Origin of the sequence: Bradyrhizobium sp. cf659 (assembly GCF_900113725.1) — a bacterium.
Lineage (GTDB): Bacteria > Pseudomonadota > Alphaproteobacteria > Rhizobiales > Xanthobacteraceae > Bradyrhizobium.
In genome coordinates this window covers 1,534,126-1,559,168 of the sequence record NZ_FOQJ01000001.1, presented here as the reverse complement: position 1 = coordinate 1,559,168, position 25,043 = coordinate 1,534,126, and the positions used below count along the sequence as shown (strand labels likewise).

General features: G+C 61.6%; 17 protein-coding genes. 13 read left to right on the top strand and 4 right to left on the bottom strand.

All coding sequences use genetic code 11. The annotated features are described in order from the left end of the window. Positions 1–237: 237 nt before the first annotated feature. Genes BM118_RS07600 through BM118_RS07560 form a run of 9 tightly spaced genes read left to right on the top strand, consistent with a single transcriptional unit; the run spans position 238 to position 13,842 of the window. Complete coding sequence (locus BM118_RS07600; protein ID WP_092183629.1) at positions 238–2,106, top strand: type VI secretion system Vgr family protein; 1,869 nt, start codon at positions 238–240, stop codon at positions 2,104–2,106. Between the two features lie 5 nt (positions 2,107–2,111). After that, entirely contained in the window at positions 2,112–2,675 is a 564-nt protein-coding gene (locus BM118_RS07595) for a DUF6931 family protein (protein ID WP_092183627.1), read from the top strand. A 12-nt stretch (positions 2,676–2,687) separates the two neighbouring features. After that, on the top strand, positions 2,688–4,067 hold the full coding sequence (gene tagH, locus BM118_RS07590; RefSeq protein ID WP_177234084.1) for a type VI secretion system-associated FHA domain protein TagH: 1,380 nt from the start codon (positions 2,688–2,690) through the stop codon (positions 4,065–4,067). Positions 4,068–4,115: 48 nt separating this feature from the next. Then, a complete protein-coding gene (tssK, locus tag BM118_RS07585) occupies positions 4,116–5,453 on the top strand; it encodes a type VI secretion system baseplate subunit TssK (protein WP_027548748.1) in 1,338 nt (445 codons plus the stop codon). Further along, positions 5,450–6,976 carry a type VI secretion system protein TssL, long form gene (gene tssL / locus BM118_RS07580; RefSeq protein ID WP_092183623.1) on the top strand — a complete coding sequence of 509 codons (1,527 nt, stop codon included), beginning with the start codon at positions 5,450–5,452 and terminating at the stop codon, positions 6,974–6,976. Before tssK ends, tssL begins: the two co-directional genes overlap by 4 nt. A 43-nt stretch (positions 6,977–7,019) precedes the next feature. Further along, the gene (gene tssM, locus BM118_RS07575) at positions 7,020–10,556 is read left to right on the top strand and encodes a type VI secretion system membrane subunit TssM (RefSeq protein WP_092183621.1); all 3,537 of its coding nucleotides are present in this window, start codon (positions 7,020–7,022) and stop codon (positions 10,554–10,556) included. Further along, positions 10,553–11,254 (top strand): type VI secretion system-associated protein TagF, encoded by a 702-nt coding sequence (gene tagF, locus BM118_RS07570; protein ID WP_011086383.1) that lies wholly within the window; start codon positions 10,553–10,555, stop codon positions 11,252–11,254. The genes tssM and tagF overlap by 4 nt, the downstream gene beginning before the upstream one ends. A gap of 6 nt (positions 11,255–11,260) precedes the next feature. After that, positions 11,261–12,037: a PP2C family protein-serine/threonine phosphatase gene (locus tag BM118_RS07565; RefSeq protein WP_092183619.1), complete on the top strand. Its 777-nt coding sequence runs from the start codon at positions 11,261–11,263 to the stop codon at positions 12,035–12,037. After that, the gene (locus BM118_RS07560; protein ID WP_092183616.1) at positions 12,034–13,842 is read left to right on the top strand and encodes a serine/threonine-protein kinase; all 1,809 of its coding nucleotides are present in this window, start codon (positions 12,034–12,036) and stop codon (positions 13,840–13,842) included. The genes BM118_RS07565 and BM118_RS07560 overlap by 4 nt, the downstream gene beginning before the upstream one ends. Before the next feature lie 9 nt (positions 13,843–13,851). On the opposite strand, the gene BM118_RS07555 is transcribed toward BM118_RS07560, so the two are convergent. Both BM118_RS07555 and BM118_RS07550 read right to left on the bottom strand, forming a co-directional pair. Continuing rightward, entirely contained in the window at positions 13,852–14,832 is a 981-nt protein-coding gene (locus tag BM118_RS07555) for a DUF4424 domain-containing protein (protein WP_177234083.1), read from the bottom strand. A 98-nt stretch (positions 14,833–14,930) separates the two neighbouring features. Continuing rightward, a complete protein-coding gene (locus BM118_RS07550; protein WP_177234082.1) occupies positions 14,931–15,212 on the bottom strand; it encodes a hypothetical protein in 282 nt (93 codons plus the stop codon). Between the two features lie 159 nt (positions 15,213–15,371). Between BM118_RS07550 and BM118_RS07545 the strand changes: the two genes are divergently transcribed. The 3 genes from BM118_RS07545 to BM118_RS07535 are packed head-to-tail and all read left to right on the top strand — an operon-like array spanning position 15,372 to position 19,599. Further along, positions 15,372–17,093, top strand: a complete 1,722-nt coding sequence (locus BM118_RS07545) for an NHL repeat-containing protein (protein WP_092183609.1) — start codon at positions 15,372–15,374, stop codon at positions 17,091–17,093. A 39-nt stretch (positions 17,094–17,132) separates the two neighbouring features. Next, positions 17,133–18,932: a caspase family protein gene (locus tag BM118_RS07540; RefSeq protein ID WP_092183607.1), complete on the top strand. Its 1,800-nt coding sequence runs from the start codon at positions 17,133–17,135 to the stop codon at positions 18,930–18,932. A 19-nt stretch (positions 18,933–18,951) separates the two neighbouring features. Then, positions 18,952–19,599 carry a DUF4384 domain-containing protein gene (locus tag BM118_RS07535; RefSeq protein WP_092183605.1) on the top strand — a complete coding sequence of 216 codons (648 nt, stop codon included), beginning with the start codon at positions 18,952–18,954 and terminating at the stop codon, positions 19,597–19,599. 27 nt (positions 19,600–19,626) lie between these two features. On the opposite strand, the gene BM118_RS07530 is transcribed toward BM118_RS07535, so the two are convergent. Together BM118_RS07530 and BM118_RS07525 are read right to left on the bottom strand one after the other, a co-directional pair. Next, positions 19,627–20,619 (bottom strand): alpha/beta hydrolase family protein, encoded by a 993-nt coding sequence (locus BM118_RS07530; RefSeq protein ID WP_092183603.1) that lies wholly within the window; start codon positions 20,617–20,619, stop codon positions 19,627–19,629. A 135-nt stretch (positions 20,620–20,754) separates the two neighbouring features. Further along, complete coding sequence (locus tag BM118_RS07525; RefSeq protein ID WP_177234081.1) at positions 20,755–22,632, bottom strand: caspase family protein; 1,878 nt, start codon at positions 22,630–22,632, stop codon at positions 20,755–20,757. A 976-nt stretch (positions 22,633–23,608) separates the two neighbouring features. On the opposite strand from BM118_RS07525, the gene BM118_RS07520 reads away from it, so the two are divergent. Next, complete coding sequence (locus BM118_RS07520) at positions 23,609–24,169, top strand: hypothetical protein (protein WP_092183599.1); 561 nt, start codon at positions 23,609–23,611, stop codon at positions 24,167–24,169. Positions 24,170–25,043: the final 874 nt, after the last annotated feature.

Below are 25,043 nucleotides of genomic sequence, written 5' to 3'. Positions count from 1 at the left end.
TGGTGTTGGTTCATTCCCGAAGATCATGCCATTTTCGCGTGAACCGGCAAGCTCTTGGAGCCGACTACTTGATGACCGGGGCGGTTCTTTGGACCGCTGTTGTGGAACGTCCGGACCAGCCCTGGGGCGGACCTGCCGGCACTGCCGGCGGCAGGCAGGGTTTCCGTGGTTCTTGCATAACGTCTGATCAGCTCTTCGCAGCGGGTCATTCGATCGAAGGAGGGAGTTCAAGCCCACATGGGCCAGCTTACTCAGGATACCCGCCTCTGCGAACTCAAGACGCCTCTTGGCAAGGACGTTCTGGTTTTTGCCGGGTTCGAAGGCTCGGAAGGTCTCAGCGAACTGTTCGAGTATCGCATCGAGTGTCTCAGTGAGGATGCCGACCTCGACTTCGATCGTGCCATCGGTCAGCAGTGTACGCTGACCATAAAGCTGCATGAAAAGGAGCGCGAGTTCAGTGGCATTCTGACGGAGGCCCAATGGCTCGGGGTGAAGAACGACTATTTCAGCTACCGGATCGTGCTGAGGCCCTGGTTATGGCTGTTGTCGCGGACAACTGATTGCCGGATATTTCAGGACAAGAAGGCGCCCGACATCATCAAGGAGGTATTCAACGAACGTGGCTTCACCGACTATGAATCCAAACTGACCGAAGAGGGTTCCTGTCCGAAGCTCGAATATTGCGTTCAGTACCGCGAGACCGACATGAATTTCGTGTGCCGGCTGATGGAGCAGCACGGCATCTCCTACTTCTTCAAGCATGAGGGCGGCAAACACACGCTGGTGTTGGCGGACTCCAAATCGTCGCACAGCCCGATCAAAGGTCTTGCTACGATTCCCTACATCCCGCTGACGGGTGCCGATCGTCGAGGCGAGCAGCACATCTATGAATGGGTGTCGGAGCGCCGATTTCGTACCGGCAAGATCGAACTCAACGACTACAACTACCAGAAGCCAAACGCTCAGTTGATCAGCGATGCCAAGGGCTCCGAGCATTACACTCGGTCGGAGTTGGAGTATTACGACTATCCCGGGAAGTTCAAGGAGAAGTCCGACGGCGAGCGCTACGCGAAGATCCAGCTCCAGGCGGAGCAGGCGATGGACCGGCGGCGTCGCGGCAATGGTGACGCGGTCAACCTGTTCCCCGGTGGGCTGACGAAGCTCGAAAAGCACTCCAAGGACTCGCAGAACGTGGAATATCTCGTGGTGCGAGCCACGCACTCGTTCTCGCTCGAATCTTACCGCACTGGCGGTCCCAGCGACGCCGGGCAACATGTCTATTTCGGTAGCTATGAGTTTCTGCCAAGCGATCGGCCGTTTCGAGCGCTGATGATGACGCCGAAGCCAAGGATTAACGGCATCCAAACGGCCAAGGTGGTGACCAAAGACGATAATTCGAACGAGGAAATCGACGTTGAATCGTTGGGCGAAATCTATGTCCGCTTTTTCTGGGATCGGAAGAAGAAGCGGTCGTGCCGGTTGCGCGTGGCTCAGGTTTGGTCTGGCAAGCGCTGGGGCGGTCAGATCATCCCGCGCGTCGGACAGGAAGTGGTTGTCGAATTCCTGGAGGGGGATCCGGACCGGCCCCTGGTGATCGGCACCGTGTACAACGACGAATACAAGCTGCCCTATGATTTGCCGTCGAAGAAGACGGTTGCAGGATTGAAGTCCGACTCCACCAAAGGTGGTGGCGGCTTCAACGAGTGGAACTTCGAGGACAAGAAGGGATCCGAGAAGATCACGGTGCATGCTGAGAAGGACCACGACGTGACGGTCCGCGACACCGAGACACGGACCATCGGCGAAGCTGCATTCGGCGGCGACACCCGCAAAACCACGCTCAAGAAAGGCAATGATAAGCTCGATATCGAATTGGGCGGTCAGCACATCACGCTGGCCATGGACCAGTCTGTCAATGCGGGCATCAGCATCACGCTCACGGCCAATGCCAATATCACCCTACAGGTTGGTCCCAGCCAGATTATCCTGAGCCCGGCGGGCATCGTCATCAACGCGCCGACGATCGCCATGACAGCGCAGGCCGGCATGGCGCTTGCCGCCGGCGGTCCGCTGGTCGCGCACGGCACTCCAACTCTTGTCGGCTGACGGTCATGGTGCAGGTTCGGTTCGGCACGGTACGGGATCTGTTTCAAGCCTATCCCTTGGCGCGTTATGATGTCGGCAAAGCCGATGCCGACAAGCCTTCGCTGGATTTCCTTCAGGAGGCTGCCGATGCCCGCAACTGGCACCAGGCCGTATCTTACTGCGCCTATCTGCTTCCCAGGCGCGTGGCGATCGCCTGGGGATGCCGCTCTCTGCGACGGATGTTCGACCATTTCGACGCCTACGACAGCAGGTCGCTGAATGTTGTGGAGACCTGGGTCCGGCAACCGGACGAGCAGTCCCGGAACAAGGCGCTGGCTGTCGGCAATGCCAACGATCCTGAGCAGCCAGCGACATGGCTGGCGCTGGCGGCCGGCTGGTCCGGCGGAAGCGTGGTTCCCCCGGAATTTGCGCCCGTGGAAGCCAAGCCAGATCAGGCCGCACGGGCGGTGCGTGCAGCGCTGCTGATTGGCCTCTGCCGGCTCCCCCGTGACTCCCGGGACCAGATAATGACGTCATGCCTGGAGGATGGTATTCAATTGGCACGCGGCGAACCGCGCCCTCCGCGCTAACGAGACGATGTGATGGTGCTTCGCTTTAATATCGAGAACGAACTGAACCTTCCGGACGGCGGACCTGTATCGTTTACGGTCACCGGCAGGCGCTCGGTCGATATTGGCCGGGATCGTCACCTCGACTGGACGCTGCCGGATCCGGCGCGGACGATTTCCGGAAAGCACTGCGAAGTGCACTTTCGCGACGGCGGCTATTGGCTGCACGACGTCTCGACCAACGGCACCTTTCTCAATGGTGCCGACCAGCGCATGCGGGGGCCGCACCGCTTGCGCGACGGCGACCGACTGACGATCGGCCACTACATCATCGGAGTTTCGCTGGAGGATGAGGCTGGCGGGCGCAGCCCAAACCATGAGGCGCAACTGCACGAACCCTCGGTCCAGCAGCATGCCGATTACGGAGAGCTTTGGACGGCCGATCGTGACGTTCCGCCGCCGATCGATCCGCACCTGTTGAAGAAGCCACGCGAGGCTGCGCGGCCCGTTAATCCGGGGTTCCTGGATTGGGCGGCGAGCGTCCCGGCGCCGGGTGTAGACCCATTTCGACCGTCATCGCCGACGTCTCCGGACCAACCGTCCGTGCAGGACGACGACATGAACTGGGCAGCGGGTCCGGTCACCGCGCCGAAACCGCAAGTCGAGCGCCCCCCAGTCAAGCCGACTCCACGCCGGCCGTCGGTGTGGATCGATGATGAACCAGCCGGTGCACAGCAGCCGGCATCGCCATCACACCAAGAGGTTGCGACGCCGCGCCAGACGCAAGCAGCAGGCGAGGGGTCTGTCACGGCCAAGCCAGTCGGCGGTACCGAGTTCGCGCGACTGGTGGAGCGCGCTGCAGGATTGCCGGACAATTTCTTTGCCAACAAGTCCGACGCCGAACTCGCCGAACAGCTTGGCATCATCTTGCGTATGACCGTGGATAATCTCATGGCGCTGCTGCAAGCGCGAACCCAAGCCAAACAGCTGACCCGCAGCACCAGCCAGACCACCGTCCAAGCCCTCGAAAATAATCCGCTGAAATTCTCGCCGACCGCGGAAGAGGCGATGCGCATTCTCTTTGGGCCGCCGACGCGTAGCTACCTCGACGCACAGCGCGCCTTTGCACAGGGCTTCAGTGATCTCAAATCACATCAGTTGAAGACCTACATGGCGATGCAGCACGCTGTCCATGAGCTGATTGCGGACATAGATCCGACGCTGATGGCGCGCGAGCTCGAGCTTCAGCGTGGAGCAAGCTCCTGGTTCGGCACGAACAAGGGCAAACTCTGGGACGAGTTCTTGACGCGCTGGAAGGCACATCTTGGCCGCGACAACAGCGCGCCGATCGAAACCTTTATGTTGCACTTCTCGGACTATTACGACCGCGGCGACAAGCCCGGTTCAAAGTAAGCTATCGGCGACCATGCGGTCGCCGACATTTTCTAAGTGGATGTCGGAATGTCTTGGTACAGCAAGGTTTTCTGGTCGGAAGGTCTGTTTCTGCGGCCGCATCATCTGCAGCAGAACGACCGCTACATCGAACACTTGCTGGAAAAGCGCGTTCGCTACACGACACCATACCCCTGGGGCTTTGCCCAGCTGGAGATCGATAAGGATCTTACCGAACAAAGCAAGTTCGCGGTGCGCAATGCGTCCGGCGTCATGCCGGACGGTACGCCGTTCGATATCCCTGCGGACAGCCCAATTCCCGAAGCGATCGATGTGCCGGAGACGGCTGCAGGCCAGATCGTCTGGCTGATGATGCCTGTCGCGGCACCAAACACCCGCGAGGTCGACGAGGACCGCACCGACAGCGCCAGTCGTTATGTTCGTACTTCGGAAACCTTCATTGACTCTACCTCGGCGCTACGCATCGAGGAAGAGATCGACATCGCTTATCCGCGCTTGTCGTTCGAACTGCGCAAGACCAGCAAGCCCGGATACATGGGCCTCGGCATCGCGCGCATTCTGGAAGTGCGCGACAAGAACATCCTGTTCGACGACAAGTTCGTGCCGCCGATGCTGGTCTGCGCCGCGCATCCGATCATCGATGGTTGGCTCAACCGCATCATCGGCTGGGTTGAGACCAAACTCGACGAGCTGGCGCGTTACGCGGTCGATCCGTCATCCGGCGGTGGGTTGCAGAGCGTCGACTATCTGGTCCTGCAAGTGCTGAACCGTACCATTCCCGTGCTGACTCATTTCCAACGCTCCGGCAGCGTGCACCCCGAGCGCCTGTACGAGGAATTGCTGAGGTTCGCGGGTGAACTTGCGACTTTTTCCACGGCGGAACGGCGGGCGCGCAACTATCCGGCGTACGATCACGACGATCTCGAGAACGTCTTCACACCATTGGTGAGCGACATCCAGGACTTCTTGAGCGCGCGGCTGGGCCGGCGGGCGATCCGTCTGGAGATCATCGAGCGCGCGCAGAATGCGTTCGTATCGCCGATCCGCGATCGAGCGCTATTCCGAAATGCGACCCTGGTGCTGGAGGTTGCCGCACGGCGGCCACTCGTGGAGATCCAGAACGATTTCCCGCACCTGTTCAAGGTCGGGCCGAACACCAAGATGAACGAGATCGTGCACGCAAACTTGCCGGGCCTGACCTTGGTGCATTTGCCGACGCCGCCGCCGCATATCCGGGCCATCACGGATCACGTCTATTTCTATCTCGACCGCAAGTCGCCGCTGTGGCCCGAGTTCAGCACGGCGGCCTCGATCGGAATGCACTTCTCCGGCGACTGGCCGGAGCTTGAGCTGTACCTTTGGGCTATCCTGGAAGACAGGCCATGAGCGACAGGGACAAGCCGGTCAATCCTTTCGGTCGGGGCGAACGGACGATCATCCGTCCCAACCCCGGCGGGAAGTTGCCGCCGGCGCCGACCTCTCAGCCCCCGCCGGGCGAGGGGCCTGCAGCACGTCCGGCCTATTCGCCGTCACCCGTACCTTCTCCCGGCGCGCCAGCGCCACCATCATCCTTTTCGCCTGTTCCACAGGGCTCGAACTACGCCTCCGCGCCGGCCAGCCATCCAACCGAGGAATGGATCTCGACACCCGCGCAAGACCAGGTGCCGCAACCCATGCTGCCGGCAGGGCCGCCGTTACGCGTCGACGATCTCGTCGCGCCAAATGCCAATCCAGTGATGCGCGCTGCGGGCCCATTGCTGCAACTGCTCGGTCGGTTGCGAGTGGCGCTCATGCGCGCGTCATTCGCGAGCCTGATGGAGCAGGTCGCAGACGCTATCAAATTCTTTGAGAAGGACATCCGTTCAGCGGGCATTTCCGAGCACCAGGCCAACACAGCGAAATATATCCTATGTGCTACTGCCGACGATATCGTGCAGCACATCCCAACCGAGGAGCGTCACGTCTGGACGCAATACTCGATGCTGAGCCGGTTCTTCGGCGAGCGTGTCGGCGGCGTCCGTTTCTTTGAGATCCTCGACCATTTGAAGATTGATCCACTGGTCAATTATCCGGTCCTCGAACTTCAGCACGCCTGCCTGGCGCTTGGTTTTCAGGGCATTCACCGGACGTCAGGGGGCGGACTTGCGAACCTGCAGCTGATCCAGCGTAACCTCTATGAATTGCTGCGCCGGGTCCGGCCGAAGACGATGACCGACCTGTCGCCCAACTGGCGCGGGCAGGCGCTGGCGGGGCGCCGGCAGCGTTTGCGTGTTCCGGTCTGGCTCGTGGCGGCCGTCGTCGCCGCGCTGCTGACCGGGTCCTATTTCGTCCTGCGGACGCTCCTCGCCGGCCGGGCAGAGAATGCTGCCGAGGTGGCGCTCGCGCTCCATCCGGCCGGCCCGATCGAGCTCAAGCGCCAGGTCGTTGCACCGCCGCCGCCGCCTCCGCCTCCGCCGCCACCGGATCGCATCACCCAGTTGCAACGCATCCGCAACGCGCTCGCGAAGGAGAACACAGCCTGTGCCATGACCGCGGACCAGACCCCAAGTTTCATCGTGATCAGGGTCTGCGATCTGGCCTTGTTTGCATCGGGTCAGGCGACCATCCTCGACGGTTTCAAGCCGATCGCACTCCGCGTCGCAGCAACCCTCGACAAGGAGCCGGGACGGATCCGGGTCGTCGGCCATACCGACAGTTCGCCGATCCGCACAGTCCGCTTCCCGACAAATTTCGAGTTGTCGGTCGAGCGCGCCAAGGCGGTTGCCGCAGCACTGAAGCCTGGCTTGACCGATGGTTCGCGCGTCGACGTCGAGGGCAAAGGAGCAGATGCGCCAATCGCCAGCAACACGACACCCGAGGGACGCGCCAAGAACCGGCGCGTCGAGATCTTTATCGAACGCAGCGAATAGGCAGATTCCACCGGGTCAGGTGGTTTGCGACAGGTACGGTTAGATGCTTGCCAAGGACATTCTTCGCATCGTTCTCTACGGAGTCGGGCTCAGCTCACTCGGAGCGGTGATCTATTTCGCGGGTCCCTTCATTGCGTTCGGCGATTGGCGGCCGCTGGAGAACCATATCGTCCGGCAGATCGCTATTCTGCTGCTCACCACGATCGTGGCAGGCATCGTTGGCCTCAATCTGTTCAAGCGACGCAAGGGTGCCAAGGAGATTGCCGATGGCATCGCTGGTGCGGACCAGCCCGTCAGCGATGAACCGGTGCTCAAGGAGCGCATGAAGGATGCGCTCGCGACGCTGAAGACCGCCAGCGGCAACAAATCGGGCTTTCTCTACGATCTGCCGTGGTACGTCATCATCGGTCCGCCCGGCGCCGGCAAGACCACGGCGCTGGTCAATTCCGGGCTCAAATTTCCGCTCGCGCGCGGGGCGACGCCCGCGGCGATCGCGGGGGTCGGCGGTACCCGCTACTGCGATTGGTGGTTTACCGAGGAGGCGGTGCTGATCGATACCGCCGGCCGCTACACCACCCAGGACTCCAATAGCAAGGCCGACAAGGACAGCTGGCTGGCGTTCCTGGACATCCTGAAGAAAAGCCGATCACGCCAGCCGATCAACGGCGTCCTTGTCGCCATCAGTATCGAAGACATTCTAACGCTGCCGAAGCAGGAGCTCGCACTTCACGCCGATGCCATCAGGATGCGCCTGCTCGAGCTGCATCAGAGGCTCAAGGTCAGCTTCCCGGTCTATGCGCTATTTACCAAAGCCGATCTCGTTGCCGGCTTCACCGAGTATTTCGCCTATCTCGGGGATGCCGGCCGCCGCCAGGTCTGGGGTGCCACGTTCCAGACCGCCGACAAGACCCAGAATCTGGTGGGGCAGATCCCGGTCGAGTTCGACCGTCTGCTGGAGCGCCTGAGCGAGGAGACGCTCGACCGTCTGCAGGACGAGCCGACGCCCCAGCACCGCGTGCAATTGTTCGGCTTTCCGGCACAGATGGCGCGGCTCAAGCCGCAGATCCACGATTTCCTCAACCTGATCTTCGAGCCGACGCGCTATCACGTGAACGCGAACCTGCGCGGTTTCTACTTTACCTCGGGTACGCAGCAGGGCACGCCGATCGACCAATTGATCGGGTCGCTGGCGCGTACGTTCGGCGCTGAGGAGGTCGGTTCCGGATCCTATTCGGGCACGGGCAAGAGCTTTTTCCTCGCCGATCTGATTTCCAAAGTCATCATCGGCGAAGCCGACTGGGTCTCGACCGACCGTGCCGCGGTGCGCCGCGCGCTGATCCTGAAAACCGCGGCCTTGTCATTGATCGGCCTGGTCTCGATCGGACTGATCGCAGCCTGGCTGACGAGCTATAAGCGGAACTCCGATTTGATTGAGCAAAGCCTGCAGGCCGATAGCGAGTATGCAGCCGCCGGCGCACCACTTATCAAACAGACGCTGATTGCTGATCATGATCTAGACAAGGTGCTGCCGCTACTCTACCGGCTGCGCAACGCCCCGGCAGGCTACGGATCGCGCGGCGAGTCGGTGCCTCTGTCGGCTCGCTACGGGCTCAGTCAGCGCGCCCGGCTGCTGTCGCCCTCGAAGGCGGCCTATCATACGGCGCTTGAGCGCATGTTCCGGCCGCGGCTGCTGTATCGCCTGGAGGAGCAGCTCAATGCGCGCATAAACGAGCCTGCCTTCGTCTACGAGGCGCTCAAGGTCTATCTGATGGTCGGCGGCCTGCAGTCGCCGGACCGCGAGTTGATCCGCTCCTGGATGCAACGTGACTGGGCGGACAACCTCTATCCTGGCGCCACCAACGCGGAAGGGCGGCGTCTGCTCGACGAGAACCTCGTGGCAATGTTCGACCTCGAGACCGAACAGCAGCCGCTGGTCGAACTCGACGGCCGGTTGATCAAGCAGGCCCAGAGCTCCTTGGCGCGCCTGAGCGTGTCGCAACGTGCCTACGAGTTTCTGAAATCGGAGGCTCGCGCATCGACCGCTGGCGACTGGATCGCCAGCCGCCATGGCGGACCCGACATGGGTGTCGTGTTCGAAACCACGACGGGACAGCCTTTGGACGCCGTGCGGGTACCCGAGTTCTTCACGTATAATGGCTTCCATCAGAAGTTCGTTGCCCGGCTGTCCGGATTGTCTGAGCGGATGAAGCGAGAACGATGGGTTTTGGGGGATGCCGGCCAGCAGTCGGCCATCGACCAGCAGTACGATAATCTGGCCGGCGATCTGCTCAGCATCTATTCCAACGATTTCGTGACGACCTGGCGAACGGCGCTCGGGAGCCTGCGCCTGAAGAAGCTGCTCGCCGACAAGCCGAAATATGAGGTGCTGCGGGCGCTTTCGGCGCCGACCTCGCCGATGCGGCAAATTCTGGAATCGGTGCGCGACGAGACGGTGCTAACCAAGGAACGGGCGAAGCCGGCGAGCGCTTCGGCAGCAGCTGCCGCACCGGCGCCAGCACTCTTCACGAATGCCCAGGATGGACCGCCTGGCGCGATGATCGAGGCGCAGTTCAAACCTTACCACGCGGCGCTCGAAGGCGAGAGCACCCGCCGGCCGATCGACTCGACGGTCGCGAACCTGAACGACATCGCGCAGAACCTGACGCTGATCATCGAGAATCCCCAACTGACCGCACAGGCCACAGCTGCGCTTCAGACCCAGGTCGCAGCGCTCCGCAACAATGCCTCGCGCATGCCGCCGCCATTCTCCGACATGCTGCGAGCAGCCGCCGCGGAGTTCGAAGGCAGCATTGCGGCTTCAACCGCCGGGCAAATCCTTCAAACGTTGCGCGATCAGGTCACGCCGGTCTGCCAACAGACCGTGACCAACCGCTACCCGTTTATCCGCAGCAGCAGCCAGGAAGTTCCGCTGGCGGATTTTGCCAAATTGTTCAGTCCGAACGGCGTTATGGACAAGTTCTTCACCCAGTACCTGGCACCTTATGCCGACACGTCGCGATCGGACTGGGTTTGGCGAAAGGAGAGCCCCGTTGGTCGGTCGTTCTCGCCGGATACGCTCAAGCAATTCCAAAATGCGGCCTATATCCGCGACGCCTTCTTCCAGACCGGCGGCGGTGTGCCGGCGGTATCGTTCGCGATCCGGCCGCCTGGGGCAGCCGGGCCAGGCGTGACCGTCAAGACCGAGATCGGCGGCACCACAATTACAAGCCCAACCACACCTGGTCCAGCGACCTCATCCTTGTTCGGCGGTCCGCAACCTACGCCACCGCCACAGCCACAGAGCAACTCGCCAACGACCGTCCTATGGCCGGGCCCCGCGCCGCGAACGGCAATTTCAGTCAGTAACGACAACGGCCCGCCATCCGTGCTTGAGCGCATTGGTCCCTGGTCGTTGTTTCGGATGCTGGAGGCGGGCTCGTTAGTGGTGAAAGCGGAAACGGCCAGCGCGACTTTCATCGTCGCCGGGCGCGAGCTCAGCTATCAAATTTCGACTGGATCGTTGCGCAACCCGCTGAACCTGTCAGTGCTGCGCGAGTTTCGTTGCCCGACCGGGATATGACCATGCGTTGCGGGCTATTCGGCAAAATCGGCGCGAAGCGCGATTTCATCGCGATCGCAACCCCGCGCAGCTTCCTGGAAGCCTGGGAGCCGTGGGTACAGGCTGCGCTGTCAGCAAGTCGCCACCAGCTTGGCCCAGGATGGCAGCAGGCCTTTCTGACCGCGCCGGTCTGGCGGTTTTGGCTCGGTGCCGCAATCTGCGGAACGACGGTGGCGGGGGCGATTATGCCCTCGCTCGACGGGGTGGGGCGATACTATCCCTTGACCCTGCATGCGGTGACCGGCGAGGCCGTCTCGCTGCCGCCGCCGAGCATTGATCCGCAGGACGAATGGTTCGGGCAAGTGGAGGCGTTCCTGCTTTCGACCCTGGATCGGGCCGCGACCTTCGAGCAGATCTCCGATGGATTGGACCGGCTTGCGGTGCCACGACTGCAGGAGACCATCGCCAGCGGTCCGCCGATCACGTCGCTTGGTACTGCGGCAATGGGGAGGGCTTCGGCGGTCGACGCCTTCGCGGGGGCGTTTGCAGCACTTTGCGCCGCCAACCCACAGGTCTACGCCGCGGCTAGCTTCTGGTGGACCGCCGGAGGGGAAGGCTTTCCGCCAATGGCGCTGAGTTGCCGCGGATTACCAGATCCGTTTCACTACATTACGCTGCTGACCGGTGATCCCGGCCTCGCGGCATCCGGGAATGGATGACGCACGATGGTGCATACTCCATCCTTGTTCGATGTTGGTAGCGTTACCCATGCCGGAAGGGTGCGGGAGCGGAACGAGGATTCATGTTTGGTACGAACCGACGTTGGCCTGTGGGCCGTCGCCGACGGTATGGGTGGTCACGAGGCCGGCGATCTCGCCAGTCGCATTGTAGTGCAGTCGCTTGACGCGATCGGCACGCCAGAATCAGCCGCAGACCTGCTGGCGGAATGCGAGGAGCGGCTATTCAGCGCAAACCAGCAGATACTGGCGCTTAGTCATGAACGACAGGGTGCCACCGTCGGGACTACAGCGGCGGTTCTGCTCGTTCGCGATAGCTACTATGCCTGCATATGGGCGGGTGACAGCCGGGTTTACCTGATTAGTCGCGGCGCAATTAGCCAAGTGTCGCATGATCACAGCGAACTGGAGGAACTGATCGCCGAAGGTGCGCTGTCGCGCGAAGACGTGAATGATTGGCCGAGCAATGCCATTACTCGCGCCGTCGGTGTCGCCGATGATCCGGAATTTGAGGTGGTAACAGGCCCGGCCGAGCCGGAGGATATCTTCGTGATCTGCAGCGATGGCCTGACCAGGCACGTGCGGGACGACGAGATCCTGCAGCACGCGGCTACGCGACGCGCCCAGGCAGCTTGCGATGACATGCTCGCGCTGGCTCTTGATCGTGGCGGGCTTGACAACGTAACGATTGTGATCGTGCGACTGCTGACGCCACGATCTCAGGAGGCGACAAGATCTCCGCTTAATCGGGAGCCGCAACCATGACCCCGAACGATCCGTTCCGACCGTCCTATTACGGCGTGCCCCCCGGCACCCGTCTCAACGGTATCTACGAGATCGAAGCGGTGATCGGCGCGGGCGGCATGGGTGAGGTCTACAAATGCCGAGAGATCCAGACTGGATCGCCTGTTGCCGTGAAAATGCTATTGCCCGACATGGTCGATAACGAGGCGGCGCTCGCGCTGTTCCGTCGAGAGGCCGCGGCACTCCACAATCTTCCGCATGACGCGATCGTTCGCTACTTCCTGTTTACCGTGGAGCCGGTACTGCAGCGACCGTATCTCGCGATGGAGTTCGTGAATGGCCGCTCGCTCTCGAACATGCTCGACGATGGACCGTTGACTTTCGAGGCGCTGATCAAGCTGATGCTGCGCGTCGCATCGGGACTGGAGGCTGCCCATGAGCACGGCATCATCCATCGCGACGTTTCTCCGGATAACATCATTGTACCGCTCGACGACGTCAGGCGGGCTAAGATCATCGACTTCGGCATCGCCCGGTCGACCCAGGTGGGTGACAAGACCATCATCGGCTCGGGCTTCGCTGGCAAGGACAACTACGCATCGCCGGAACAGGTAGGGTTGTACGGCAATGACGTGACTGCGAAATCTGATGTCTACAGCCTCGGTCTTGTGCTGTTTCACGCGCTGACCGGACAGAAGCTCGACATGGGTGGCAGCCAGTTTCAACTGGTGGAGAAGCGCCGGCGTGTGCCCGATCTCGGTGCGGTGGATATGCGCATCCGGCCTTTGCTGGAGCGGATGCTGCAGCCTGATCCGGCATTGCGCCCGACCATGGGAGAGGTCGCCAGCTGGAAGCCGACCGGTTTGGTGCAGACGCCGGCCGCGCCGTTATATGGCTTCGATCCGCTGCGGCGGCCGGAAGGCGCGGCGCCGGTGCCGCAGGACAGGATGCCGTCGACCGCGCGGAGTCCGCGCGGCCGCTGGCTGGGGGCGGGCGTGGCGGCTCTGTTACTGCTGGTCGGCGGTGGTGGATATGCCTTCTACAAGCTGGTCTGGTCAGCGCCCGGCACCGCGGTCTTGCCGCCACCTCCAAAACTCGCTGGAACAATGGCGCCGCCGAAGGTCGAGCCCGCTGGACCACAGCCCGGGCGCCAAGAGCCGGAGAAGTTGTCCGCGCAGCCGACGGCGACGCCGTCTCCGGCACTCGATGGGGCGGGGCGAACTGACCGCATCCGCAAATACGTGGCCCAATATTCTGGCGGTGACTGCTTCTTTGTCTTGCCGATTGCCGTGAGCCCAAATGCCGCTGTCATCGAAGGGTTCGGTGCCTCGACCGCCCCATTCGACACCTTCGACAAAGCGTTTCGGCGTGAGCAGGGTTTCGAGGCTTCGATCGGCGTCAGGCAAGTGACCCAGGCGCAATGCCCCGCCGTCAAGTTCTTGAGTCAGGTCGGGAGCGATCAGGCGCGAATGCCACGCATCACCCTGTCAGCGACAGAGCTGAAGGGTGGTGAAGCCCTCAATGGGACCATTGAGAACTTTGCCAACCGCGTGGTGGAGCTGTTCATGGTGTCGGATCGCGGCGAAGTCCAGAGCCTGTCTTATCTTCTGAAGCCGGGCATCGACTCACTTTCGTTTACGCTCCCGACAGCGCGCGCGAGCGGTCCGCAATTGCTGTTGGTCGTGGCGGTCCCCCAGGTTCTGGACTCATTGCGCCAGCCGCGACCGATGGCTGCCGATACGTTCTTCCTGCAGGCGCTAAGCGAGGCTCAGCGCAACAAGGTGACTATCATCGCGGCCGCGCGCTACGTGCTACTCACCAATTGACCGGCACGCTCAGAATGTTCCGATTACCAGGATTTTCAGGTCGGCATCCGGCTTGAAGTCGTTTGCGGTATATTCAAGTGTGCTTCCGGTGGAGGATGCCTTGAGCCGTCCCGGACAGAAGCTGACCAGGCGGTCGCTGCCGCCTGGGTCGATGGTCAGCTTGAACGACCGGATCGGTCCTGCCCAATTCGCACCGGTCTTGAGCACGTATGATATACGCCGCTCCTGCAGCTTCGCGGTGTTGGCTTGGCTATTGCCCGCACGTTTGTCGATCTCGGCGAGGAACGTATCCTGGACGCAATACTCTTTCCGGTAACGAGCGACCTCCTGACTGAGAGCGTTGCTACGGCGCAGGCCCGAGCGCAGGATGGTGTCAGGGCTGGAGCCGACGCTTGGCCGATACTGGTGTTCGACCGTGACGGTGCGCGTCGGCGGAAACACCTGCTGGCGCACAGCCGAGGTCTTCGTGACCCAGCCTGGTGCATATTGCTGGCGACCGTTGTCGCTCATGCCAGCAGGCATCAAAAGGCCATTATCCACGAGCCGGGTTCTGGTTGCCTCGGGCAGGTCGGCCACGCGGATCTCGCGGCCGCCGATCGGCAGCAGCGGCAGCTTGAGCTCCCGGAGCAGGGCGGTGACATCCTTGTTGCCCACCATGGCACGCTGATCGATGGTCAGCGGCGCTGGGCTGCCGTCGACCTTAGTCTCGAAGTCGACGAAGTTGATCGGATCGCTTGACGGCAACGCAATGTTCTCGGCCTCCGACAGGTCGATGTCGGGCAGCGGAAAGGCAATAGTAAGCGTAACCGGCTTGCTGGTGACGTTGACGAATTGGTAGCGAACGCTGACCCTGTCGAGCGCGATACGAAGGTCCTCGCTCTCCATGGCCACGTCATTGGTGCGAACGAACTGGAGCCCGCCGATCGACAGCTCGGCGGCCGAGTCGTTGGCCCGCGCCGGCCAGCCGCTCGCAATCAACAGCGCGACCATTAAGGCTGGTACCCGGAACGACGGCCGGGTGGAGGGTCTACTCACCACGTTAGTCTCCATGTGGCGCCGCAGCATATGCCGGTTCCATCCGGAGCGCGTCATTCGATCGGCTGATAAAGATCGCCCCATTCGGACTTCCAGACCCCGTCTGGATCGCACACCACGATCGCGAGCTTTACGTCGTTCGCCAACCGAATCGCCCCGCGAAAGGCGTCCTGGGCCGGTAGCTGTGCGCTCACTTGGTCAGTTGTCAGCCGCCCCCCGCTCGCGGCTGCCGGCAGCACGATCGACCCGGAGGCGCCGTCATTATCGCGCTTGAGGACCAGCGTGATCGCGTCGGGCTGGATTTCATTGACCTGCTCAAATCTGTTCCGGGCCATGTTTTGCACCGCAAGCTGAAGAAAATTCGGACTATCACCGTCAAGTGATAGAATTGAACGTGATTGAGATTGCTCACCACTAATTGACGTGCCGCATCAACGGCATCTCGGATTAGTCGATCCGACGCGGCGATCGGTTCGGGGTACATTGAGGCGAACATGCTTCGTCCAAATCGTTGGATCTGGGTCTTCATCGTTGGCGCTGGCATTTTCGGAACCAAGGCGCATGCCGACGATACTGTCGTCCGCAGCTTTGCCAGCGGTTTGGCTGCTTCCATGGTCGGCATCGTTCCGGCCAGCGAGGACGTGGAACTCGCGGGACCACAAGCACTCAGCGCCGACGGGCAGGGTAACCTGTTTGTGCTCGATCAGGTCAACGGTCGCATCCTGCAGTTTGACCCAAAACAGCCGAACTTAGACCCTGACGTCCTCAAGATGCCGAAGGACGTCCAGCCGACCGATCTCGTGGTCCACAACGACGACATCATGGTTTGGGACGGCGGCGTACGGACGCTGAAGGCGGCGCCAGGGCAGTCCACGCGCGGAATCGGTGGTGACGTGATCCAGCTTGAGGAGGTCTCGAGCCGTAGCGCGGACGATCAGGTCGCCGTCTCCGCTTTCGCCCAGATGGGATCGCAGGCGCCCGGCAGCGCGGCCGACTTGCTCGACCAGAATACCCGCGCGGCCATCGTCAAGACGACGCGGCAGCCCGACCGGCAATATGTGGCGTCTCGAAGTAAGGGCTCGGTGATCGCCGATATCATTCCGGACAAGGGCAATGCCAGCGTAAGGGTCGAGATCCAGACCATGGTCACCAACGAGACGATCGGACAGCTAAGCTTGCGGGTGCGCAACCAGCTCGGAACGGTGGAGTTTCTTGAGATCGACAACGGCGATCGCTTCTACGTGCTTGCCGAGGACGTTCCGCCATCGGGAAAGAACGCCTCCACGTTCGTCGCACGCTATGCTGCGAACGGCCGTCTCGAAGGAATCTATGAGCTTCCTTTGGAAAATACGCCGCTGACCCGGCGGTTCGTCACGGTTTCGGGCGATGGCGATGTCTATTTCCTCCGGACCAAGCCGGACGGCATTGAAGTGGTTGGCGTCGGCTTCCGGCCTCTGACCAACGCTTCGATTATCGACGTGCGGCCGTCGCGAACGGCAGCCGCGCCGGCACCGCAATCCGGCGTCAAATTCGACGCGTCGGCCGCTGTGAGACCTTCCAATCGCCAGCAGGCGATCGAGACCGCGTTTGCGTTCGAGGGCATCCAGTGGAAGCTGACGCAGGCCAACTACGGCAGCGATCCCGACAGCCAATGCAGCGGCTTCAGCCGTGTTCGTCGGCCGTGGTATCTGCAGGGAAAAGTGAACCAGGAGGTGCGCGGCGTACCTTATTGCTGGGGCTGCCACGGATCGCTCGCGAACTTCCGTCAGCGGATCGAGAGCGGAACGCTGGCTGGCAATGTGTGCACTCGCAATGCGCCACGGCCGGATGTGGCTGGCGTCGACTGTTCGGCATTCGTCAGCGCCGCGTGGGGGCTCTCCGTCCACTACACGACTGCCGCTATTCCTGCGATCGCAGCCCCCGTGGCAAATCCCTGGGACCTGAGGCCCGGCGATGCGCTGAACAAGCCGGGCTCGCATGTGATGTTGTTCCTGCGGTTCACGCCCGATCGCAAGGCGGAGGTGATGGAATCCTCGACCGGTGGCTGCAACGGCCGCGTCTGCCGCAACGTCTACCCGTTGGCGAGCCTGCTTTCGCGTGGCTACGTTCCGGTCCGCTTTCGGGCGTTCGCGGATGACCAGGCGACAGTTTCAGCGAGCGCCTACCAAGAGGCCGAACCGCAGGCGGGCCGCAAGACGGCAAGCAAAAGGCGCTGAACCCGGTGTGTCGCTGGCGCTACAGAATGGATAGGCAGGATGTCGAGGTGGATCACGATGTGGATGCCCAGGGAACTTGATTGCGGGATCAAGCGGCTATGCGCCACCATCGGGCTCGCTGCGTTGATCGGGCTGATACCCCCGCACGCGCATGCGGCAGGAGGATTGTCGATCAGCAATCCGGACGGAGCGGCGGTGCGCGCGCTCGTGATCGGGATCGATGACTATCAGCACGTGCGGAAATTGAAGGGCGCGGTCGCCGACGCCACTGACATCGTGACCAGCTTGACGAGCATGGGGGTTGGCGACGTCGTCGTACTGACTAACGCCCAGGCCGACAGGGCAAGCGTCTTGCGCGAGATCAGTGCACTGGTGGAGCGGACCAAGAACAACGACCTCATCTTTCTGTCGATCGCAGGTCATGGAACCCAGGAGCCGGAGCGCGTCAAGGGCTCGGAGCCGGACGGGATGGAAAACGTGTTCCTGCTGCCAGGCTTTGAAACCACGCCAACCGGGTCCGTTGAACGTGTTCTGGGCAGTGAGTTCAACCATTTCATCCGGCAGTTCGAGCTTCGCGGAGCGAAGGTGATCTTCGTGGCTGATACCTGCCACGGCGGCGGTATGGTGCGCGATATCGATCCGCGTGCCGCTGAGATGAGCTTCCGGCAGGTCCCGCGTTACACGTTGCTGGTCGACGAACTGAAGCCGGTGTCGGACAGCAACGATCCGAAGTCAGAACTCGATCTTGACCACACGGCGTTCCTGGCTGCGGTGGACCGCTACACCAAGGCGCCGGAAGTCCGCATCCCTGGCATCGATGGCCTGCGCGGGGCACTCAGCTATGCGGTCGCGCGGGCGGTGGAGGGGAGCGCGGACATCAATCACGATGGGAAGGTGACGCTCAAGGAGCTCTTCAGCAATGTTCGACAGGTGGTCTATCAGCTCTCGGACCAGCGCCAGAACATCGTGACCATATCATCGCCGCCTCAGACGCCGGATACCGACATCGCCTTCGAATTGACACGCGGTGTCGTGCTGATTCAGGGGCCGGCCGCGAGAGCGGCCTCCGGCCCGGCCGGATCCGGGGCGCCCGTCGAGGGACAAGCGCCCGGGCCGCCGGCTGTCACGGCCAAGGCACCAAACATTCCCACCCTTGCCGCGGCGGCGACCAAGGAACTTCCGACCGGCGACGCGCCGGCCCCCCTCCGTCTCGCTGCGCCAATCCGGTTGGCGGCGCTCGACGGCAAGACGAACTATTTTGCGAGCGTGGTGCCAAAGGATGTTCCCGTGCAGGCTGTTCAACCGACGGACAATCCCGACCTGATCTGGGATCCCGTGTCGCACGACGTGATCGCGTGGGGCGACGTAGTCGCCTACGGGATCGACGTTGCCAGCCTGCCGACGGTCGTTGACCGGACAGCGGCAATTCGTGAACTGAAGCGCATTGCGACCCGGTCGCCGCAGATCATGCGCATCTGGCCAGACGATCGTCAACAGCGTGCTGGCCAGACCGTCGAAGTTGATCTGTCTGATGTGGGGTCAAGAGCGGTGTTGCTGTTTAATGTGTCCGGCGATGGCACCATCCAATTGTTGTATCCGGTAGGTTCCGATGCGGCGTTGGCCCGATCGGCGAGTTTGCGCCTACCGCTCAGGGTCGGCGAGCCGTTCGGTGCGGAACAGATCGTCGCTGTGACCTCGCAGCAGCGTATGGTCGATCTTGAGACGGTCCTGATGCAGCTCAACCGGCGTCGCGCCTCGGGGCAGGTGATCAAGAGTCTCGAACGTTACTTGCCTGCGGACGCACGAATCGCCTCGATCGGCTTCTTCAGTGCTCCCTGACTTTTAGGGAGAGCAGGCCATGCCGTCATCGCAGCCGATCCGCCAGGAGCGACCATGGCTCGCATTCCTGCTGCTGCTGGCGGGTAGCGGAGCTGCGTCCGCAGCACCGTTGCCGTCGGCATCGCTGCATGTCGGCACGACGTATGCACCCTGGCTTTGGCCCGTACAAGCGACGCGCAGGCAGGCCAATACCGCCAGTGTGTCCCTTCAGATCCTGCCGGGTCAGACCGTCAACCTCGGCGGCAAGGTTTCGTTCGGCGTCACCGCGAGGAAGCCGGGATATCTCATTCTCGTCGACGTCGACGCGGAAGGGCGGATGTCCCAGATCTTTCCGACTCCGGAACTATTGGCACAGTCGGACGGACGCGACATCAATCTCGTCAAGCCCGGCGTCGAATTTGTCGTTCCGACCCCGGCGGCAAGGCAGCGTGGTTTTGAATATGCCGTCTCACCGCCAACCGGATCAGCAGTGATGATCGCCATCCTGAGCGAGCGGCGGGTGCAGTTGCTCGATTTGCCAGACTTGCCGCGCAAGCTACAAGATCAGGCCGAGGCGTTGAGCTATCTATCGGCCTGGACCAGTGAGCTGCGAGTGCTGGACAACGGCAGCGGAAAGCTGGTGACAAACAATTGGTCGTTCGACGTCAAGTCCTACACCATCAAGTGAGCCCGTCAGGCTAAGGCATTGTGAAGGCTAAAGTTTGCTTAGCCGGCTGAAGAAGCCGCCCCGGGCGATCATGTAGTGAATGTCCTTCGGAAAGGGAAAAGCGCTGCGAACGTTGGAAATCGCATGCTGGAGGAATTCCCCGCGCTGCGGCGCGGGCTTATTGTTCACCCGGGGCTGGTCGGCGACCTGCGGAATCATGAAGCGATCCACGAAAGCCGGGTCCAGATCGTTGACCCTGACCATCTGGCCAAATGCCGGGAATAGATCGTAGTGGCCCAAGCTCACGGTGAGGTTCTTGAGGGCAGGGCGCTGCGGCTGAGCTTGATTGCCATCGGTCGTCGCCAGCCCGCGTCCGATCAGGTCCAGCTTCACGGATTGCGGGAGAGTTGACGGACCATACACGATCTCGAGCGCGCGGCCGTTCTGTCCCGACAGCCACTGGTACCAGAACGTCGCATCGTCGGGCTGCGCTCTGGCGCCGTAGAGGCAGTCAAATCCCCAACATGCCGTCAGCTTTGACTGATACTTTCCGAGGCTTCCTACGAGGTTGCGCATGCCGTTACCGCCACCGGAGTGGCATGCGATGATGAGCTTGCCGATCTGCAGCTGCGGAATGGGCGTCGAGGAAGCGCCCAGGAAGTTGGCGAGAGCTCGAAGGATCTCGTCGAGGTAGCGCTCGCCCCATGTCGGGGCTGCCAGGTCCTTCACGTTGTAGTCTCCGGCAAAGCTGTCGCCGACGGCATATTCGTAGCCCAGAAATGGCGCGATGAGCACCACGTCCTTGCCGGAATCCCGGACCTGTTCGCGCAGCCGCGCTGGATCGTTGTGGAACAGAAATTCATGGTTTTTGACGTAGAAGCCGTGAAGCCAGATCACGACATCGAACTTGGTGGCGGCTGTTGGGTGCTTTGGCGGAAGATAAACCGCCGTCGGCTTCATGCCGGGCGCCTGCCGCTTCGTGAAGAGCGTCACCCCTGGAAAGGCGTTGGCGTCCTTCTGCTCGAGCTCACACGCCACCACGCAGGTCGCTCCGCTTCGGCCAAGTCAGACACAAGGTCGTCGACCGAGCCGAGGTTAGGCTCGGCGGCTCGGCACACTCGAGATAATCCGGCGTCCCGATAGCTCCTGACGACGCCAGCGTGGCGTCTCGCCGCGCTAGTTGCAGACCTCGGCATTGGGATTGGCGTAGGGGCCACCTCCGCCGCGATATTCGAGATGGCAGCCGCGCCTGACGGGGCGGCACAAGAGGTCATTGCAGTAGATCTGTCCCCCCGCGCCTGATGCGCTGCGCCTGGCACCATCCGCCTGCGGCTTCGGGCTCGCCTGTCGCGGCGGAACGTCCGCTGTCGGCTGCCGACTCTGGCGGGCCGAACGATCCGCGCGCGACGGACGGTCATCCGTATTGCTCTTGGCAACCGGCTTCTTCCCGCGCTGCTTCTCGCATTCATTGTCGTCGTTGAGGAACGAGCCCTCGGCACAGGTGATCTTGCTGCACTGGTCGCCGTCGGGCCTGTAGCCGCGATCGCAGATCAGCGGGCAGACCCGCGATGGCCTAAGTTTGATCGCGTCAAGAGCATCCAGACTTGCAAGCTTGACGTCCAGTTTGGTGCCTGCGTGCCGGTTGAAGAGAGCCAACGAGCGCTGTGAGGCCGCATTCCATTGGCCATCGACGGGGCCGGCGAAGCAGCCGACGCGGCTCAATTCGCCTTGTACGGACTTGGCGATATCGGCTCTTGCGACATCGGTCTGGCGCGGCTCGTCGCTCAGTGCCGCAAGCTTGGGCGTCTTGCTGTCCTCACCGGGCGCAGCGGCCGTAGGGTTGTCCGCGACGGTACTCTCAACGGCCGGCTTATTCCCGGAGAGTGCAGCGACGATTGTAGATTCGGATGCAGTCCGTTTCCGTTCCGCCTCGGTGGCCTGCTCCTGCGCCGCTTGCTTCGTCCTCTCGGCGGCAATCCGGGCCTCTTCCGCAGCCTTCAGATCCGCGGCCGCCTTCTCCTGTTCGGCACGCTGGGCGCCCTGGGACATCAGGCGAGCTTGTTGCTGCTCGGCCTGCTGCGCTTTCGCCGTCGCCGCGACGCGTGCGTCCTCGGCCTCGAGCTGATTAAGCTGCAGCTTGGCCAGATTTGAGTAGTATCCGTCCGGATGCTGGGTCAGGAACGCGTTCAGAGCGGGCTTGTTGCGGAGCTGCAAGGCCAATTCGTAATCGCGACGAATTTCCGACTGGGGGTTGGCTGCTTGTATCGGCTCCTCGGCCTTGGCAGCCGGAACAAGTGCAACGTCTTCGCCGCCCAGCGAGCCGTAGACATAGGGCTCCTGTCGGTTGCCCGTGGCTTGCAAGACATCGTCGCGGACGAAGCCGAAAGCCCTGCGCAAGTCGAGCCCCGGCTTTGCAATATACTTCACGAGAGCCGTCGCGTACGGACTATTCTTGCTGTTGCCATCGAGTGCGGTTAGTCCGGCTTTCGCGGCAAACGCGATCAGTGTGTTGGAGACGGCAGGTTCGACCCTGGCCAGCCCGCGGCTGATTGATCGCGAGGCAACTGTACGCTTCATTGAGTCGGCAAACGGATTGTTGCGGCACGCGTCGACGATCACAACGCGCAGCTGCCTCGCAGGCTCGATCGCCAGCAGGACACGGTCGAGCGAGAATGCTTCGTCATAGATATCCGTGTCACGCTCGAGTCGGGCGTCTGTCGGGATCAGATAGTTCGTTCCGTCGATCTCGATACCGTGGCCAGCATAGTACACCAAGGCAATGTCGGCATTGCGGGCCTGATCGGCGAATTCTCTCAGGGCCCGCCGCATGTCGGTCGCGGCGAGGTTGAGCCTTGAGTCAACCACATCGAAACCTGCGCCCTTCAAGGTCGCGGCGATGGCCGCAGCGTCATTGGCCGGGTTTGGAAGCAGTGGGGCGTTTTGATAGCTGGAATTGCCGACCACCAAAGCCACGCGCTTTGTCGCCCAGGCTGGCTGAGAGGCCAGGAACAGCGAAGCGGCGAGAAGAAGACAAACCCGGAGGTGCAATCTCATGGCGAACACCCAACCTATGCCCGTAGAATGGTAACGTCGCGAGTACGGCCGCGTAAGAAATAATTCCTGAATCCGTACGCTACTGGCGGCTGCCTATCTGCATACAATACCGATCTCGAGCCCGATCCATTCCTATGTGTTGTTTTGAAATGCGGAGGCGTTCAAAAGGTGCGGAGGATTATTGCGGTCGGGCGTTGTGCGCCGATTCATGTGGATGATGGGCGCCCGCCAGTGCTGTCGTGCGAGCTCGGTATAAGATGTTGATCTAAAACAGTTATTGTATTCTTGCTGGCATGTTCGCGGCAGCGCACCAGAAGGCTCTGGCGTGGTTCAAACGAAAGTTCCGCTGACGGCAATCGAGGGGACGTGAAGTCCAAGGACGGGCTCGCGGATCGACCGTCTCGGTCGCAGCTTGCATTCAGGTCAACAGCGCGGAGCGAGGCCGTCAGTTCGGCTTCGGGCAGTGATGGACTTTGCGAAGAATTCGACTCGTCCATCGAGCCATGGCTTGGCGACTACGAAGCCGTAGGAGTTCTCCAGGAGCTGATCCTCCGTGAGAGAGGACGTTCTTGTGGCCTTTGTACTCTTCATCTCCCCAAGTGAAGACCGTCATTTTCAAGTTCCCGCCGGAGCGCTCGATCTTCGAGCGCAGGACGATCCAATGACGAGCTTGAGCCACATCGAGCCCGACGTCGCCTGATCCGACGCGTCGAGCAAACTGGGCGTCGATAAGCAAACAGACGCGGTAGCCCGCGGCAAATAGCCGGCTCGCCCTGTCTATACTGCCGGTGCCCGACGGTGAGACACGAGATCGGCGTCTTCTTGGATGTCGGTGTAGCCGGCGCGGTGAATCTCCATCGGGGTCATGTCCCCCGGACATTGTTCCTTCGGTAGAGTCGAAATGAAACCAGTCCTCCGAATTGCGGAGGACAGCGCGCGGAGATACAATCGCAAATTCCGAACTTCGGAGAAACCAATGCCAATTCCCTTGAGGATTTACATCACGCCATTTGCCGAGAGAGGGGTCGTTGAGCCCAGGCAATGGAGCAGCGACACGGCCAAGAAGGCGCTCGACGTGGTCAATACGATCTGGTCAAAGGCCAAGATCGCGTTCGTGATCAGCGATTGCTTGATGGAGAAGCCGCTCGACATGGCAAAGAGCGCACGCAGCAATGATCAGCGATTGCTGGGTGTTCTTACCTCTCGGCACGATCCGGACAATGCCGTCCACATCTACCTCGTCAATTCGATTGAAAATCTGTCCGCTGGCGGAGGCTCATACCCCAATAGCGAACCCGAGCCGGCAAGCTTCGTCCAGTGGTATGGCAATGACCACGCCAATGGACGCGCCTGGGCTCACGAGCTTGGTCATCTGATGAGCCTTGATCACGTCGAGATCGATTATTCCAATGAGAAGCAGGCGGCACAGCGCGTCAAGAACCTCATGACGATAGGATTGAGCGCTGGCTCCGACTTGACTGGCCAGCAGATCGATGCAGCCAAAGGCTCAAAGCTGGTCAAGCGATTTGGCGGATAAGTCGTCGGCCGACCGCAGAAGTCGTCGCCTCCGTCGTCCTGCAGATCGCGCGTCCGCGCGAAACGGTCCGAACGTCCTCTGCGCGAGGCGGCCTCCACTGAATTCAGCCAAACGATTACATTGTGGCAATCGACGTAGTCGTGTGCTCCCGGCCCGACGTCGAGGCGGCCGGACTTACGGCAAGTTCCATCGCGCCAGGCCTCGTAGGTGGAGCCCTTGGCGAGCCCCTTGTCGGAAATCGAAAAGCAATTGAATGACTGCGTTTCGCGCATGGCAGCGACAGCCTTAGTGAGAGTAGATCGAGGAAACGACGCCAGGTTCCTGTTCGCGAGAACCTCGTCGCTCCAGTTCAGACGTTTAGCGCGAGAGTCCATGATTGCGATCACAGGACTGGCGACCACTTCGCCTGCTTTGCGCAAAGCCATCCGCAATTCACACGCAATGCCCCCAAATCACCAACGAGCACACCAAGTGCTTCCGCGATATTGCGCTGCGGTTGCTGGGCGACGCCTACCGTTTCGCTCTGTTTTTGATGGGGATCAGGCAGACGCAGAGCAAGCCGGCAAAAGTCCTATCTAGATGCGCTGCCGTTTTGACAGCGGTTGGGTAGGGGCTTCCAAGTCTAGGGAAATTCCTCGAAGCCGTCGTGCTGTACGAGTTCCACGGCCTGTCCTACCGCGACCCCTCCTAGGTCGTCGCTGCTCCGATCGCGACAATGATGTCGCGTTGCACAGCGCACACTGCTTCGGCGCCAGATCGAAATGGGAAGAAGATCACAACCTTCGTTGTAGCTGCCGATTTCATGAACTTCTCTTCTCTTGCCCGCGCTAAAGACAAGGCGGTCCTGCGCCGTCCGGCCGATCGCCGACGAGTT